Annotated in this window: 16 protein-coding genes; 4 read left to right on the top strand and 12 right to left on the bottom strand. The window is 42.7% G+C overall.

What is annotated here, in order from left to right; all coding sequences use genetic code 11:
- The first annotated feature begins 1 nt into the window (after nucleotide 1).
- On the top strand, nucleotides 2-679 hold the full coding sequence (locus NSS78_RS01950; RefSeq protein ID WP_003214368.1) for an amino acid ABC transporter permease: 678 nt from the start codon (nucleotides 2-4) through the stop codon (nucleotides 677-679).
- Between the two features lie 46 nt (nucleotides 680-725).
- On the opposite strand, the gene NSS78_RS01945 is transcribed toward NSS78_RS01950, so the two are convergent.
- From NSS78_RS01945 to NSS78_RS01925, 5 genes are all read right to left on the bottom strand, one after another.
- Entirely contained in the window at nucleotides 726-2,024 is a 1,299-nt protein-coding gene (locus NSS78_RS01945) for an arsenic transporter (protein WP_342468273.1), read from the bottom strand.
- A gap of 113 nt (nucleotides 2,025-2,137) precedes the next feature.
- Nucleotides 2,138-3,370 carry a helix-turn-helix domain-containing protein gene (locus NSS78_RS01940; protein WP_003214110.1) on the bottom strand — a complete coding sequence of 411 codons (1,233 nt, stop codon included), beginning with the start codon at nucleotides 3,368-3,370 and terminating at the stop codon, nucleotides 2,138-2,140.
- Between the two features lie 125 nt (nucleotides 3,371-3,495).
- Nucleotides 3,496-5,043 (bottom strand): L-glutamate gamma-semialdehyde dehydrogenase, encoded by a 1,548-nt coding sequence (gene pruA / locus NSS78_RS01935; RefSeq protein ID WP_058015278.1) that lies wholly within the window; start codon nucleotides 5,041-5,043, stop codon nucleotides 3,496-3,498.
- A 23-nt stretch (nucleotides 5,044-5,066) separates the two neighbouring features.
- Complete coding sequence (locus NSS78_RS01930; protein WP_003214449.1) at nucleotides 5,067-5,984, bottom strand: proline dehydrogenase; 918 nt, start codon at nucleotides 5,982-5,984, stop codon at nucleotides 5,067-5,069.
- 160 nt (nucleotides 5,985-6,144) lie between these two features.
- The gene (locus NSS78_RS01925) at nucleotides 6,145-6,948 is read right to left on the bottom strand and encodes a nucleotidyltransferase domain-containing protein (protein WP_106029626.1); all 804 of its coding nucleotides are present in this window, start codon (nucleotides 6,946-6,948) and stop codon (nucleotides 6,145-6,147) included.
- 60 nt (nucleotides 6,949-7,008) lie between these two features.
- Here NSS78_RS01925 and NSS78_RS01920 point away from each other — a divergent pair, with 60 nt between their 5' ends.
- Complete coding sequence (locus NSS78_RS01920) at nucleotides 7,009-7,323, top strand: hypothetical protein (RefSeq protein WP_003213913.1); 315 nt, start codon at nucleotides 7,009-7,011, stop codon at nucleotides 7,321-7,323.
- A 35-nt stretch (nucleotides 7,324-7,358) separates the two neighbouring features.
- Here NSS78_RS01920 and NSS78_RS01915 read toward each other — a convergent pair whose 3' ends face one another.
- Nucleotides 7,359-8,315, bottom strand: a complete 957-nt coding sequence (locus tag NSS78_RS01915) for an acetylxylan esterase (RefSeq protein ID WP_342468272.1) — start codon at nucleotides 8,313-8,315, stop codon at nucleotides 7,359-7,361.
- Nucleotides 8,316-8,549: 234 nt separating this feature from the next.
- Between NSS78_RS01915 and NSS78_RS01910 the strand changes: the two genes are divergently transcribed.
- Nucleotides 8,550-9,335 (top strand): carbon-nitrogen family hydrolase, encoded by a 786-nt coding sequence (locus NSS78_RS01910; RefSeq protein WP_212046228.1) that lies wholly within the window; start codon nucleotides 8,550-8,552, stop codon nucleotides 9,333-9,335.
- Between the two features lie 45 nt (nucleotides 9,336-9,380).
- On the opposite strand, the gene NSS78_RS01905 is transcribed toward NSS78_RS01910, so the two are convergent.
- On the bottom strand, nucleotides 9,381-10,277 hold the full coding sequence (locus NSS78_RS01905) for a LysR substrate-binding domain-containing protein (RefSeq protein ID WP_212046229.1): 897 nt from the start codon (nucleotides 10,275-10,277) through the stop codon (nucleotides 9,381-9,383).
- Nucleotides 10,278-10,393: 116 nt separating this feature from the next.
- Here NSS78_RS01905 and NSS78_RS01900 point away from each other — a divergent pair, with 116 nt between their 5' ends.
- Nucleotides 10,394-11,170, top strand: coding sequence for a class I SAM-dependent methyltransferase (locus NSS78_RS01900; RefSeq protein ID WP_212046230.1), 777 nt, complete (start codon nucleotides 10,394-10,396; stop codon nucleotides 11,168-11,170).
- A 250-nt stretch (nucleotides 11,171-11,420) separates the two neighbouring features.
- Here the strand turns inward: NSS78_RS01900 and NSS78_RS01895 are convergent, their stop codons facing one another.
- The 5 genes from NSS78_RS01895 to NSS78_RS01875 all read right to left on the bottom strand — a co-directional run bounded on the left by NSS78_RS01895 (nucleotide 11,421) and on the right by NSS78_RS01875 (nucleotide 16,727).
- Nucleotides 11,421-12,794 carry an MFS transporter gene (locus NSS78_RS01895; RefSeq protein WP_106035951.1) on the bottom strand — a complete coding sequence of 458 codons (1,374 nt, stop codon included), beginning with the start codon at nucleotides 12,792-12,794 and terminating at the stop codon, nucleotides 11,421-11,423.
- 120 nt (nucleotides 12,795-12,914) lie between these two features.
- The gene (locus NSS78_RS01890) at nucleotides 12,915-13,922 is read right to left on the bottom strand and encodes a LacI family DNA-binding transcriptional regulator (protein ID WP_003213988.1); all 1,008 of its coding nucleotides are present in this window, start codon (nucleotides 13,920-13,922) and stop codon (nucleotides 12,915-12,917) included.
- A gap of 77 nt (nucleotides 13,923-13,999) precedes the next feature.
- On the bottom strand, nucleotides 14,000-14,947 hold the full coding sequence (locus tag NSS78_RS01885; RefSeq protein ID WP_003213849.1) for a dihydrodipicolinate synthase family protein: 948 nt from the start codon (nucleotides 14,945-14,947) through the stop codon (nucleotides 14,000-14,002).
- 363 nt (nucleotides 14,948-15,310) lie between these two features.
- On the bottom strand, nucleotides 15,311-15,868 hold the full coding sequence (locus tag NSS78_RS01880) for a shikimate kinase (protein WP_003214270.1): 558 nt from the start codon (nucleotides 15,866-15,868) through the stop codon (nucleotides 15,311-15,313).
- Between the two features lie 85 nt (nucleotides 15,869-15,953).
- Complete coding sequence (locus NSS78_RS01875; protein ID WP_342468271.1) at nucleotides 15,954-16,727, bottom strand: IclR family transcriptional regulator; 774 nt, start codon at nucleotides 16,725-16,727, stop codon at nucleotides 15,954-15,956.
- Nucleotides 16,728-16,815 lie beyond the last annotated feature (88 nt).

Raw genomic sequence — 16,815 nt, 5'->3', positions numbered from 1 at the left:
CGTGGGAGATATTCATTTAGAATATATATTTAATCCTGCACTGGCAAAGGCGTCATTTCCATTTGTCATGAAAGGCATCTGGCTGACGCTGCTCATTTCCTTTGTGAGCATGTTTTTTGGCACCATTCTTGGCTTTTTTATTGCGCTTGCCAGAATGGCGAATACGTGGATGCTTTGGCTGCCTGCACGGCTGTATATCTCATTCATGCGTGGCGTGCCCATTCTGGTGATTTTGTTTATTCTTTATTTTGGATTTCCTTATATCGGCATTGAGTTTACAGCGGTCACTGCTGCCATTATTGGATTCAGCTTCAATAGCGCTGCCTATATTGCAGAAATCAATCGGGCGGCCCTCTCATCTGTTCCAAGTGGACAGGTGGAAGCTGCCAAATCACTAGGTCTCAGCTATTGGCAAACGATGCGCGGTGTCATTTTGCCTCAATCCGTCCGCATCGCACTGCCACCATTGACCAATGTCATGCTCGATTTAATCAAAGCCTCCTCACTGGCTGCGATGATTACTGTACCCGAGCTTTTCCAGCAAGCAAAGATCGTAGGTGGGCGCGAATTCGATTATATGACCATGTATATTTTGGTCGCCCTCATTTACTGGGGCATTTGCAGCGTAGTCTCATTGCTTCAGGACTTTTTAGAAAAACACTATGCAAAATATCTGTAACAAAAAAGAGCAGATCCAATCGACCTGCTCTTTTTTAGATTCAGCTTTAATGTATTAGCCATAACCACGCATATAACCCCAGTAAAGTAAGGATCAAGGTTGGGATGGTCAGGATGATTCCGGCTTTCATGTATGCACCCCAAGAGATATGGACGCCTTTTTTCTTAAGAACATGAAGCCACAGCAATGTCGCCAATGAGCCGATAGGGGTCATTTTCGGACCAAGGTTGGAGCCGATGACATTGGCATAAATCAGTCCGTCTCTCATGACGCCTGCTGTATCTGTATGACCGATTGCTATCGCATCAATCAATACGGTAGGCAGATTGTTCATGACAGAGGACAGCACTGCGGCAAGCACGCCCATAAACATCGTTCCCGCAAGCAAGCCATGCGATGCTCCTTGTTCGATCCATGCCGCCAATATTTCTGTGAGACCGACATTCTTCAGTCCATATACGACGACATACATGCCGATTGAGAAAAAGACAATGGACCACGGTGCTTCTTTTACGACACGTTTTGTCGCCACTTGCGGACTTCTTCTCGCCAGCCACAAGAAGACAAGGGCAATACCGCCCACAATGATGGAGACCGGAACCCCAATGAGTTCCCCTGCAAAATAACCGACAAGCAAACAGCCAAGCACATACCAAGACAAGCGGAACATGCGGATATCCCGGATTGCTGATGCCGGTTCCTTCGCCTGTGATACATCGTATGTTTTTGGGATAAGCTTTCGGTAAAACACATAAAGCACTAGCATGCTTGCTCCAAGCGACACAAGGTTTGGCACGAACATGTTTGCTGTATATTCTAGAAACCCAATATGAAAATAGTCGGCTGATACGATATTGACCAAGTTACTAATAACAAATGGCAAAGAGGTTGTATCTGCAATAAAGCCGCTCGCCATCACAAAAGGCAGGATCATCCGCTCATCCAGCTTTAACGCTCTCACTACAGACAAGACGATCGGGGTCAAAATCAGTGCCGCTCCATCATTCGCAAAAAAAGCAGCCACGACAGCGCCGAGCAATGTTAAATAAATAAACATGCGGACACCGTTCCCTCTTGCGGCTTTTGCCATATGCAGTGCAGCCCATTCGAAAAACCCAATTTCATCTAAAATTAACGAAATAATAATGATGCCAATAAACGCAAATGTTGCGTTCCATACTATCTGCGTCACTTCCCACACATCGCCCAGATGAACGACACCAAAGGCAAGTGCAAGAATGGCGCCTCCACATGCTGACCATCCAATGGTTAAACGTCCTGGCTGCCAAATGACAAGGATGAGGGTCAGGATGAAAATCAAAATGGCCAAGGTGACTGCTCCCAAAGGTGGCCCCCCTTTCATAAAATCCTTATCTATCATACAACGAAACACAGCCGTTGTATGCCATTTTCACATGAAAACCCGCAGGTGATCCCGGGCACCTGCGGATTCGATGACTATTGATCTTTTTTCATCAGCATTAATTCAATAAATAACTCACATCGCTGGCTGAAGTGACTTAAATCGATTGAGGTCATATCAAAGATTTGTTTCATTCGATAATTTAATGTATTTTGATGAATAAACAACTGCTCCGCGGCTGGCTTTAGCTTGCAGTTATTCAATAAGTAGACTTCAAGCGTTTTTAAAAATGAGGTTTGGCTGTCACGGTCTTTTTCTTTCAAACGTAATAAATCTGGATTGAAGTCATTTTTCTTTTTTTGATGACTGTAAATTGAGTCTAAGAACCGGAAAACCCCCAGATTCTCGTAATCATATGGAATCAGCTCTTGTCCCCCCACAATTTTCACAGCCTTCACGACCTCTATCGCTTCAAATCGACTTGTGCTCATTTTCATGACATCTCGATATTCTCTTCCCATTCCAATATACAATGGAGAAGGATGGGCATGCGCTTTCGATTGTAGATGAGCGATGACGTCAGCCGCAGTGGCTTTCGGTGAGTGCCGGTCTGACAAGCTGCCCAATATCACGACAATGTCGGCTTGAACGGAGTATACGTGATTCACCTTGTCTTCTAGCTGCAAATACGTCCGAATGACGTCCTTTACATCTTCTGCCGTCTCACTTTTGTTATCGGCAGCGTGTACGACCATGACAGTAAATACCGCTGGCAGCGGGATGCTTAAATTCTCAGCCTCCCACTTCAGTTCTTCTTCTGTATAAAAATGATCATCCATGACCTTTTTGAAAAATTCTTCAATCTTGCCTTCCTTTTTTTCCAGCTGTTTCTTATTCTTATAAATCACTTTTCCCACTTGAAAGGAAGCTTCATGCAAAAATTGCAGCTCCTCCTGCGTGAGAGAATCCTCAATGTCCTGCACCCAAATAAAGCCCACAACCTCTTGTTTGTGCTTGGCGCTCACAGCCACCCGCCGATTAAACCCGAGCTCGTCATGACCGCTCACATAAAAAGGCTTTGACTCCTTGTGAAGCCGCTCGATGACCCCTGTTTTCTTTAACCAATCGACTACAGACCCCGGACATTCCTTTGAGAAAATCGTTTGCTGATTGACTGGGTCAAACTGCTGAATGCTGTAAGAATTATAAGCAAGGAGCTGACACTCTGTGCTTTCTAAAATGACTGGTTTTTTTAAATACCCGCTAATAAATGCAATTAATTTATCGACATCAAAAAATGTATGAAGCTTTTCTAATATCTCTTCCATCCCGATTGCTCCCTGATTAAGTAATACATTTATCATACTTCTTTCCGGACAGATTTGCATAGAAACAAGTCGTAGACAAGCAAAAAAAGCATGAACCCGTGTGCACAGGTTCATGCTTTTCCAACTTAAAACATTTCACTAATCGTTTTTGCCTGCATGTGTAGAGCTAGGTAATCTGGACCGCCTGCTTTTGAATCGGTTCCTGACATTTTGAATCCGCCGAATGGGTGGTATCCCACGATGGCTCCTGTGCAGTTACGGTTAAAGTAGAGGTTCCCTACGTGGAACTCCTGCTTCGCACGGTTGATATGATCACGATTATTGGTAATGACAGCACCTGTCAAACCATATTCCGTGTTGTTGGCTACTTCAAGTGCCTCATCAAAGCTAGATACTTTCGAGAAGGCCAAGACAGGTCCAAAGATTTCTTCTTGCATCAAGCGAGATGTTGGCTCAAGATCCGCAAAAATGGTTGGATGAATGAAATATCCTTCCGAATCATCACTCGTTCCGCCAGTGACTAAGCGGCCTTCCTGTTTGCCAACCTCGATATAATCCGTGATCTTGTCAAAGGACGCTTGATCAATGACAGGTCCCATGTAGACATCCGCAGAAAGAGGATTCGCTGTTGTTTTCGTTTCTGTGATTTCCTTCACTCGCTCGATCACTTGGTCATACAGCTTCTCGTGGACGACTGCCCGAGATCCAGCTGAACATTTCTGACCTGAAAAACCGAAGGCTGATGTGAAAATGGCATTAGCCGCTAATTCGACGTCTGCATCCTCATCTACAACCACTGTATCCTTACCACCCATTTCAGCAATGACACGCTTTAAATGCTGCTGACCTGGCTGTACTTTTGCCGCACGTTCAAAGATACGTGTCCCTACTTCTCTTGAGCCAGTGAATGTAATCAGGCTTGTTTTCGGGTGATCGACTAAGTAATCTCCAACTTCAGCTCCGCTTCCTGGTACAAAGTTCACCACACCCTTTGGAAGACCTGCTTGCTCAAGCTCTTCCACAAAACGTGCCGCAATGACAGGAGTTGCACTTGCAGGTTTTAAGACAACTGTGTTCCCTGTAACGATTGGTGCTACTGTTGTTCCTGCCATAATGGCAAACAAGAAGTTCCACGGTGGAATGACGAGCGTCACGCCAGTTGGTGTGTATACGTATTGATTGTGTTCCCCTTCGCGGCTGTTCACTGGTTTGCCTTTCGCCAGCTCCAGCATTTGACGAGCATAATATTCAAGGAAGTCGATCGCTTCTGCTGTATCTGCGTCCGCCTCGTTCCAAGGCTTACCTGCTTCTTTGACAAGAAGGGCTGAATACTCATGCTTTTTACGGCGAATGCTTGCCGCAGCACGGAATATAACGCTGGCTCTTTCTTCTGGAGACGTATAGCGCCAAGTTTCAAATGCTTTCGCCGCAGCCTGAACCGCTTGTTCTGCCTCTTCTTTCCCGGCCTTTGATACGGTTCCAACAACTTCATCCTTTTTCGCTGGATTGATCGAGACAATTTGGTCTTTCGTTTCGATTCTTTCGCCATTAATCACGAGCGGATAGGTTTGACCCAGTGATTCTGTTACCTTTGCTAATGCTTGTTCAAACGCTTTACGGTTTTCTTCCTGGCTAAAATCCGTGAATGGTTCATGTTTGTAAGGTGTTGTCATCTTTGTCACGCTCCAGTTTCAAATTATTTTTTCGTCATTCCTTTTAAAGCAAAGGCAATGTTTGCCGGCCGTTCTGCAAGACGTCTCATGTAGTAGCCATACCACTCTCGTCCATACGGGGTATAGACCCTCATTTGATAGCCTTCCTTCACAAGTGCCTGCTGCGTTTCTGATCTCATGCCATACAACATTTGAAATTCGAATTGACTTGTCGGTATATTGTGTTTTTTCACAATATTTTTCGTGAACTCGATCATTTGATCGTCATGTGTCGCAATGGCTGTATAGTTCCCTGTGAGTAATTGCTTTTCGATCAGTTTCTTGTAATTCTGATCAACGTCTTTTTTGTTCGGATACGCCACTTCGGCGGATTCCTTATAGGCACCCTTTACAAGTCGTAAAAATGGTTGCAGCTCATTGAGGTCATCAAGATCCTTTTCTGTTCTGTACAAATACGCCTGCAGGACCGTACTAACATACTCATATTGAGATTTCATCTCTTTAAAAATGTCCAGCGTTTTTTGACAGCGCTGTTCATCCTCCATATCGATTGTCACCATGATACGGTGTTTTTCTGCCGTATCTAAAATACGTTTCATATTGCGATACACAAGGTCATCGTCAATATCCAGGCCGAGTGATGTCATTTTGAGTGACACATGGGAATTGAGTCCCGCCTCAGCAATCCGCTGAATGGTTTGAATACACTCATCCGTCCGCTCATTTGCAATCTCTGCCTTTGTGACAAACTCACCAAGGTGATCGACTGTTACAGCCATTCCTTGATCATTTAATCGTTTAATGACAGAGATAGCGCTCTCAAAATCTTTCCCACCGATGATTTTCTTAGATGCAACAGCACTTCCCCAATTACGAGCAATATGGTTCAAGAGACTGCTTTTTGACAAAAACAAGAAGAAATTTCTTGTGACCGACTCCATAAAGGGCACCTCCCACTCTTTGTAAGCTATGTCTTTATTGTAAGGCTCATAAGCTGTCCGCTACAATATTTGAAGATGACAAAAATTCTGACTTTTTTTGTGGTTTTATCACAATAAGAGATAAAAAAGAGCCTGCCGCTATCCGGCTGGCTCTTCCCTCCTACGCCCACACCTCATCAAGGGTAGACTGCAGCAGCTCATTTAATTCTTGCATCAGATTGTCTTTCGGTTGATTGTAGCTTTTCACCAATTCATCAAAACGCGCCAGCTCTTGATCAATAAATGGATGGACATGAGCGAGACGGTTCTCTACATCCATTTCTTCTCCGTCCATTTTACGTTTGAGCAGTTCGTGAATTTCTGCTAAAAGCGGGCCTTCCTCCACTAGCTCCTCGAGCAATTCATGAAAGTCCATCGGTGGAACTGTCCGGTAACGCTCAATCCACTGACAGGCAAGCAGCGGACGAAGCACATAGAAATACTTCTTGATTCGCACCTGCTCTCCTCGTAAATGCCGACTCTCATTCCGCTTCGCCATATTGAGGTAATGATACATCAAAGCCGCAGGGTAAAACGCTCGATCTTTTAATTCTCTTAGCTGCTTTGCCAAAGAGAAAGATTCAGCATAGATGATATCAGAAGACAGCCATTCCATAATGGACGGATTTGATTTATTGAATAGGCGCAGTGCCTTTCTAAGCTCCCAGCCGCTGATATCAAGCATGTCATCAATCGGCCGTTCAATGACATCACGATGCTCTTCCATCGCCCAATACCATTCTTTCCGGGGAACATATAAAAAACGAACATCATAATCACTATCGGTCGAGGGAAAACCCCATGCCCTGCTGCCTGATTCGACGGCAAGGCAAATCTTTACGTCATACGTTTTTTCAATGATTTTCAGCTCTTCCTTAATTCTCTCTCTCAAGCGTCCATCAACTCTTTCTATAGAATTCTGCATGACTTCTTCACGTTTTGGGAAAATACGAATAAGACATATATGAAAAAGGAGTTGGATCTAATGTCTATATCTCGCATTATGAAATGGATCACTGGGATTTTTGAAGCCTGCCTTGCCATCCCTGTGATCGGAGGTCTATTCGTTATCAGTAATGGCTATACACCGCTCATGGTCATGCTTATCCTGCATATTATCACACTCGTCTTATCGAAGCGAGACCAGGGACCAATGATTGGAAGCATCATCGGAATTGTCACATCCTGTCTTGCCTGGATTCCGATTCTCGGATTCATTCTTCATATCATCACTGCCCTTGCTCTCATTATCACCGCGTTAGTGCCTGATGAAAAAACGAGACAGAATACGAGCTATTAAAAAAGAGGCCCTCCTAGAGAGTGGCCTCTTTTCTTTTAATTCGTTAAATGCTTTTGTAAGAAGGCAAGCTTCTCTGTTTGAAAAGCCGGGATGTACTCGTGTCCAAAATAGCGGTACACCTTTAAATCTTTATCTGTTTCTAAATGGTTGTATACCGCAAACACAGTAGATGGGGGGGTGATTTGGTCGATCAAACCGATTGCCATCAACGTGGGCTGTTTCACCCATCCGGCTAAATTGATTAAATCAAAATAGCTTAACGTCTCAAATACCTTTTCTTCCGCTTCTGGATCGCTGTTTCTGCGAAAGTATGAATTGATTTCTAAATAAGGCTGCTCCAATGCCACATCCACTGCACGCTCGAAATTTGATAAGTACGGATAATCTGCCACGACGACCTTCGGAATGTCTGAAAGTGCTGCAGCTGCAACCGCTAGTGCACCACCCTGGCTGCCGCCCACCACGCCGATTCGGTGTTCATCCACTTCTGGGAAGGACTGAATCACGTCGAGCGCTCGAACCGCATCTAAATAAACACCACGATAATAGTAGGTCTCTTTCGATAAAATACCTTTTGTCATCCATCCCAGAGACTGCCCTGCTGGTGTCACTGTCTTATCTTCACTGCGGCCTTGACCGCGGACGAGCATGCCAAATGTCGCATAGCCATGCAGTGCCCAATTGACGATGTCATGAATGTCGCCGTCATAGCTTGCATTATAGCCATGAAAACGAACGAGTGCTGGATGCGGACCTGTTTGATCTGGTACCGCATACCAGCCTTCAATTTGAGATTGACCAAAGCTTTGAAACGTCAGGCGGTACACCTTAACGCCCTTTACTGGATAATCATAAGGTTCAAGTGCTGGCTCTGCCTCCACTTGGTTCAGTTCTTCAAGCGACGCCTTCCAAAAGTCTGAGAAATCAGGACGTGCTGTTTTCTTCGGTTTATACTTTTTTAGCTCATCTAACGGTAAATCAAACAATTGCATATCCTACTATCCCCCTTTGTTTTATTAGTTGTGTGTATCATATCACTGTTTTCTTGACGAAGAAAGACATTTTCATTACAAAAGACAAAACCTTCTGACATTTCTATTGGCAAAGAAGATTGAAACCTTTATGATAAAGAAACTGGCTTGAAAACTAGAGATTCTCAGTCAAAAAAATCGATCGATCCATTCATGGATTTCACATTCGTAATCATGAATAAAGGAGGAACCTGTATGAAAATCGCCCTTGTCCAGATGGACGTACAAATTGGAGAACCTGATGTGAACTTTCAAAAAGCAGAAGCATTTTTAGAAGAAGCGATCCGCGAGCAGCCTGATCTGATCATTTTACCCGAAATGTGGAATACTGGTTACGCTCTTGAAAAAGCCGATCAGCTGGCGGATGTAAACGGTGAACGAACAAAACAGCTTTTCTCTTCCTTTGCCCGTAAGCACCAAGTCGTTCTCATTGCAGGAAGTGTATTGAACAAGCGTACAGAAGATGAGAGGATCACCAACACGATGTATGGATTTAACCGCCAAGGTGAGCTTTTAGTCGATTATGACAAAATTCATTTGTTCCGCTTAATGGATGAGCACAACTATTTAACCGCTGGTGATCAGCTTGGTTTATTTGACTATGATGAGGATGTGAAGATCGGGGCGATGATTTGCTACGACCTTCGCTTTCCGCAGCTTTCCAGAACACTTGTCAACAAAGGGGCGAAGGTGCTTATCAATACGGCGCAATGGCCGTCAGCAAGAGTGGATCATTGGCGCAGCTTGCTTATCGCAAGAGCGATTGAAAATCAGTCATTTATGATTGCTGTTAACAGAACAGGCACAAGCAGAGACACTGAATTCCCTGGACACTCCATGGTGATTGATCCACTTGGCCGTATTCTGCTTGAAACAAGTCATGAGGAAGACATTTATTATGCGGACATTGACCTTCAGCTAGTGGATGAAGTGAGACAGCAGATTCCTGTGATGACAGATCAGCGTCTGGATATTTATTAAAAAGCAGGGTGCTCCCCTGCTTTTTGCATTTAATTAAACGTTTGTTTAAGCTTTTTGATAAAGGTCCATTAGGGCTTGAGCTGCATTCGTTAAATACCTTTCTTCCACATATGCAAACACAAGAGTGCGGGTTGGGCATGAATCAATTTTCAAATAAGTGACTTCGTTCCTGTCCTCTTGTGCCACCATTTTCGGCACAACTGTCACACCTAGTCCATTTTTGACCAATGCCTGCGCTGTTTGAATATGACTTGTTTCAAAGGTAATCTTCGGCTGAAAACCATGTTGAAGACATAGTTCCGTGACCACTTGCCGAAAGCCGTATCCCTCTTTCAGCATAATGAATGCTGCGTCTTCCAGAAGGCGAAACGGAACAGCCCCTTTCTGATTTGCTTGATTGATGATATCGTTCAATTCCGCCTGTAACCAAGGTTGAGCAGATGGCGGTACTGCAAGAAGAAGCGGCTCTGTCAGCATGTGTTTCGTTTTCAATGATTCATGCTCGACCGGCATAGATAAAATAGCCAAATCCAGCTGACCAGCCAATAGAAGTTTTTCTAGCTCACGAGGTGATTCTTCTATTAGTTGAACGTGAACATGGGGATACGTTTGACAAAAGGTTTTTAATAAACCAGGCAAGACATATCCCCCTGTGACAGCTGGCGCTCCAATGTTCAGCTCTTTCCCCACCTCATAAGCTGCTTCTCCCATTTCACGCAGCAAATCATCTCTTTCCTTCAAAATGTTCTCAGCCCTTTTAATGAACCGACTCCCTTGAGGGGTGGGTGTGACTTGTCCATACTTTCGAATAAATAGGGGGGTGTCTAATTCCTCTTCCAGTTTCTTTATTTGTTGGCTTAAAGAAGGCTGTGCAATGTGAAGCTGGTCCGCTGCTTTTGTAAAACTTTTCTGCCGGTACACTTCCATGACATATTCCATCATTCGTATATCCACTTACATCACCTCATAGGTTTTAACTATTCATGTCATATCTTTTATGTCTTAGACAAATAACAAAAGGAATTTTACGATAAAGAGACAACAAAGGGGGAGAAGAAATGAATCCATATGCTAAAGCTGAAAACCAATTCTCACAAAATGCCGAGAACTATCGAGATTCACCTATATTTTCAGCCGGAGAAGAACTGGAATGGATGAAAGCGACAGCAAATGCGAAGGGTCATGAGCATTTACTTGATATCGGCTGCGGAGCAGGGCATACCGTTTTTTCCTTTTCAGACATTATTTCTAAAGGGATCGGCATTGATGTCACGCAAAAAATGATCGAGGTTGCAGCAGCACTTGCAAAAGAACGCCAGCAGCTGGAACATATTACTTTTGAACGGGCAGCCGCAGAAGCATTGCCATTCGCTGATGAATCATTTGATATCGTGACGTGCCGGTTTGCCGCTCACCACTTTCCAAACCTTCCCGCAGCCATGTCCGAAATCAGCCGGGTCTTAAAAAAAGGCGGCGCATTTCTGCTCGTCGACCATTATGCACCTGAGAATGCGGCACAGGATTCATTCATTAATCAATTAAACAGACTCAGAGATCCTTCTCATGTGCGAGAAAGCTCTTTATCAGAATGGGAAGAGCTTTTCGCTGCCAACAAACTGACTCAAAAAGAGGTTCGTTACTGGGATCTGCAAATTGATTATCAGGACTGGATCACACGTGGACGCACACCAGAAAATGTCCAACAGGAGATCGTTTCCCATCTTCAAGCCGCAGACCCTGATACAAAGCAGCTATTTCAGCTTCAATTCGATGCACAGCAGCAGCCTATTTCCTTCTGCTTAAAAGCTGCACTCATTCAAGGAATCAAGAATTGAACTGATAGAAAAAGTCTACCTTCATCGGTAGACTTTTTTATTTCGAATATACATCTTCACTGTCTCACAGGTATTGCTTTTCATGTTCGTGACACGTCCCTCCTCACAACAAGGAGTGCTACATCGTGTTTCTATTATTATAAGATAAAAGAACGGAGATAGGTTAGGCATTTTAAAAATTGTACGTAGATCCTCTGAATAAAAAAAGAACCTACCCTCTTTGGAATAAGTTCTTCACTGCGTGCGTCAATCACGGTGCAATATCCTCTAATACTTTCTCACGCGTTTCGATCATTTTAAAAGCAAGAATTGCTCCCACTACAGTCACACTTGCGAAAAGAATAAAAATAGTTGAAACACCGCTCACCTCTAAAATAAAGCCTATCATAATAGGAGCAATCGCTGAGGCCAACCTAAGCCAAGCAGTAGCAAATGCCGTTCCAATCACCCTCATACGTGTTGGATAAATTTCAGGTGTATATAAATAGAGAAGAACTGTAATTGTCCCCATCATTCCGTAAGCAGCGGACCCTAAATAGATCACACTTTCTGGAGAACTCGCTCCGCTGATCCATAAAGCTGTTAATAAAGCACCTGTTACGATAAATGCAATGGTTGCCCAGCGCTTTCGTCCTACTTTATCAATTAAAAATGCACAAGCGAATACACCTACGGTCTGTAAAATATTTGTCAGAGAGGCTGCCCTTAATGAATCTCCAACTGGCAAATTGTAAACCGTATTATAAAGACTTGGTAACCAGTTATTTAAACCATTCGATACAAAGTAGGCAGAAAACCATAGTCCCCATACGATCAATGTTCTTTTACGGTAAAAAGTTGAAAAAAGCTCTTTCCAATCGCCCTTTTCAGTACTATTATATACTTGTTTTACAGGCATTCGTTTGTCAGTACTAGCTTCAATTTCTTCAATAATTCTTTCGGCCTCATCTAATCTGCCTTTCGAAATAAGCCATCTTGGAGATTCACGTAACATAAAAAAGAATACAAAGACGATTAGACCTCCAATGCCTCCAATTAAAAACATCCACTTCCACCCAAAGCTAGGTACAACAAATGCGCCGATTTGAGCTGAGATCATTAACCCTAAAGGAAAAATCATCTCATAAAGCATAAAAAATCTGCCTCTCCCTTGAGCCCGGGATAGCTCATTGATATATGAGGCTGCTACCGGCACCTCTCCCCCTACCCCAATTCCTTGTATAAAACGAAAAATAAACAGTGCCATAAAATTACCTGAAAACACACATGCAATACTCATGACAGACATGAGGAGTATAGTCCACTTTGCACTAAAAACACGGCCACGCCTTTCTGCTAACCATCCAAAGAAAATGGCACCAATCGCTTGTCCTATATAACCAGACCCAATAAGAAGACCAATTTGAGCAGGTGATAAACTCCACATGCCGATGAGAACTGGGAGAACAAACGCTAAAGACAGAGCATCAAAAGCATCAAAAAAGGTGGCAGATCCCATAATGATACGAGGCTTTAAATGCCATCTAGAAAAAGGTACACTTTCCATTCTCGTCAATAGTTGTGAAGCTCTATCAACAACTTGCCCATCATGAGAATTTGAATTTCCGCTGACTTCTAACGTCATGATATCTCCTCCTTATTAGAGGAAATGATGCAAAAGTACATGCCGAAGAGCGCTAAAGAAATCGCTTACATTTTAAATCAAGAGACATTCTAGAGCGTTCATACGAGTTTTCAGCATCTATCATTTCTTTTTTGGCGTTCCCGTGGTGCCCCGATCTATGTAGTACATAGGGAAGATATGTTCCATCGCCTCTAACTGTTCTCCTTCTAATACCTGTGTTAATAAAGAAACAGCTTTTCTCCCCATTCCAACTAAATCTACATGAACTGAAGATAAAGAAGGGGTTAGAAAACTTGCAATGGGCACATCATCGGCACCAACGACTGACAAGTCATGAGGTATGGACACATTTGCGTGATCTGCAGCTTTCATGACCCCCATCGCCAAAAAATCTGAAGAGCAAACAACTCCAGTCATGTGCTGGTTTCCTTGGAGAAATTGAGAAACCACTTCTACTACTTTTCCCCCATCAAATTCATCTAGCTCAAACACAAGTTCTTTGTTCATTGTTAACCCTAAATTTTTAAGTGTGCGCTCATATCCCTTGTAGTACCTCACACTATGCATCGAACTCATTGGACCATTGACCAGCCCAATGGTTCGATGACCTTTCTCAAATAAGGCCGTTACGGATTGACACACACCTTCTTCATCATCTGGCCTGACACATGGGAAAGGAGAATCCTCTAAGTAACTTCCAACAACAATAATGGGAATAGCTAAACTTTTTAACCAATCCATACTCAATTCTTCATTTCTTGGAGAAAATAAAATGGCACCATCTACAGCCTGTGTTTCAAGTAATCGCTGCTGCTGTATAGATGTAAATGACATCAACATATTGAATTCAGTTTCATCTAATTCCTTCGCAATACCATCTAAAATCGTCGAAAAAAATGGATTATTCAAAATATATGAACCACGCGGAACCACGACAGCTATATTGCCAGTCTTTCTTTTAACGAGCCCTCTAGCTCCTAAATTAGGGCGATAGCCTAACTCATCAATCACTTGTTTGATTCTTTCAGCCGTTTGAGCACCTACTCCTGGTTTACCACTTAATACTCTGGAAACAGAGGCGATAGACACTCCAGCTTTCAATGCGACATCTTTAATACTTACTGACACATTTCATACCTCCGGGAGTCTGTTGTTTTATACACTATTATAACCTGACTCACCTTCATCATGAAATCAATGGTCTGTTATCTACCGACGTTTTCCTTAAGCAAACCAACACTTTGAAGGCCCTGGCGAATTTCTTCTTTTTCCTCATCAGTTAAAGGTAATACCGGCTTCCTAGCAAGCGAGCTACTGATCAAACCTCGCTGATACATCGCTTCCTTCATGCGCAGATGAGAAGTAGATGAAGGTTCATCCATTTTATACACAGCATGCTTTAATTCAAAGATTCTATCGTAAACTTTATTAGCCGCTACAAGGTCTTTTTCTTCTACACATTTCACAAGTTCAGCGATCAAATCTGGCACGAAACAGCCGAAACCTACAAGTGCTCCATCAATGCCTTGAACCAATGTTGGCAATAAATATTCATCATGACATGTGAGTAACGATACATCTGGTGCATGTTTTTTCAATGCCCGTACATCGACCTCGTATTGTGCCATGTCTCTTTGACCAATTTTAAACGAAACAACATTCTCAATTTCCGACATTTCTAGTAATTGACTGGTTGTATATGAGGTTTTTGTCCATGTTGGATATTGATGGACAATGATTGAAATATCAATCGCTTCTGCAACATCTTTAAAGAATTGGACAGGTGATTCAGGCTGCATACCGAATCTTAGCCATGAATGTGGCGGCATGAGAAGTATACCTTCACCACCAGCTTCTTCAACGGCTTTTGCATGCTGGATCGCTTCAATTGTCCCTTCTGCAGAAACCCCAGAAATGACAGGTACTTCCCCTTTTAATTCGTCGGCTGCAATGCGCACTGCTTCAGCTCGTTCATGTGGCAGTAAAGTCATAATCTCGCCAGTATGTCCATTGACAACGATCCCGTTAATCCCTTTGTGATCCGCCACCCAACGGACAAGCTTACGAAAAGCAGGTTCATCAATTGAATAGTCATCTTTAAAAGGAATTAAGACAGCCGGGAATACACCGCTCCATTTTTCTTTATTTTTCATAAACAAATTCCTCCCCATTCGTTATAGTAAACGTTTACGGTAAGCGTTTACGTAAACTATCATAGAATGATATTGCCGGAGGTGTCAACATTATTTTTTAAAAATTATAATAATTCAAAAAACTATTGTTGAATTTTAGATACTATTTTATTTTTCCAAAAAATAAAATAAGGGATAAATTTTGTTTACCATATCAACCAAAAAAACCCTCATCTTCATGAACTGGTTGAAGTATGATACCTCTTTTTCCAAACGTCAACACACCAAAAAAAGGATAAATATATTTTACTGTCAAAACATCATCCTATCTACGAAGAAAAAGACATCAATAGAAAAAAGTCTACCCTAAATGGTAGACTTTTTTTATTTCGAATATAAATCCCAGCCAAGCTTGAGTGTGTCCACAATATAATTGGCGACTTCCTCAGCCTCTAAATGATCTGTTTCCACCCTGGAGTTATGAAGAGAATAAATCTCCCGGCGTTCTTCAAACAGCTCTTTCATTTCATCAAGCGTCCGGTTGTGAAGAACAGGGCGGTTTTCAATTAAAATATCAAGCCGCTGCTTCCAATTCTCCCAAGATAGGTCAAGGAAAAGAACCGTACAATGCTTCAAGCAGGCACGTTTGATTTCTTCCTGTTTGAATGCACCGCCTCCAAGTGAGACGATCTTGAGTTGTGTATGTTCGCATAAATCGACGATATAATCCTTTTCAGCCTGTCTGAAGAATGCTTCTCCTTTTTGCTGAAACATCTCTGGAATCGTCATGTTGTATTTTTTCTCAATCTCCTGATCGACATCAATAAAATCTCGATATAGCTTTTTGGCAACTAGCTGACCAATGGTTGTTTTCCCAACACCCATAAAGCCAATGAGAACAATATTCCGCTGTCTTACAGGGATTTCTCTATTGATTTTCATGATCGTGACACGTCCTCCTTACGACAAGGAATGCTACATAATGTTTCTATTATATGATAAATGGAGCGCGAAAAGATAGGCAATCTTAAAAATTGTGTTTGACGACGTAGCCGAGCTGTTCAGAAAGCCTCTGTGCCTGTTCTTTCACTTTTTGCTGCAGCTGGGGAATGACTTCTTCAGTAAACCGTTGGGTTGGACCAGATATGGATAAACAAGCCTTCACTTCCCCATGAATGTTAAAGACTGGTGCCGCTACTGCCGCAGAGCCTACCTCTCGTTCATCGATGCTGCAAGAAGTATACGTGTCAAGAATATGTTTACATTCCTTTTGCCAGTCATCTCTCATCACATGATCAGCCTCAGACGCTAATACTTTTTGTTGAAATTCTTCACTTTGAAATGCCAATAATACCTTTCCGCCTGCACCTGCGTATAACGGCAGCTTCTCACCAATTTTGACAAGATGCCGAATCGATTGCAGCCCTTCCGCTTGTTCAATACAAACCCTACTTGTTGCATCCAGTACATACAGGTTGACGGTTTCTTTTGTTTCATCACGAAGTGCGTACATGAGTGGTTTAGCCAGTTCTCTCAATTTAATGGACTTCCCTGCAATGTATCCAAGGAGATAAAGTCTTTGACCCAATCGATATTTCATTGTGTCTGGATTCTTTTCCACAAAATGATTCATTTCAAGTGCCTTGAGCAGTCTCGTTGTAGTAGACATTGCTAAATTCATCTCTTTTGAAATTTCCGTTAGCGTCAGCTCTTGACGTTCTTCACTAAAACAATAAAGAATATCCAAAGCGCGTTGAACCGTACGCAGTCCTGATTCTTCTTTTGACTTCTTATCAGCCATGTTCACTTTCTCCTTTTCCCCTTTGATTTCTTATCGACATAAACGATCGATTTTGCTATAATCCATTTTAAACGTTCCACTAAAAGAA

The sequence above is a fragment of the Bacillus sp. FSL W8-0920 genome, from assembly GCF_038593215.1.
GTDB lineage: Bacteria > Bacillota > Bacilli > Bacillales > Bacillaceae > Bacillus > Bacillus pumilus.
This window is presented reverse-complemented; position numbering and strand designations above follow the sequence as displayed.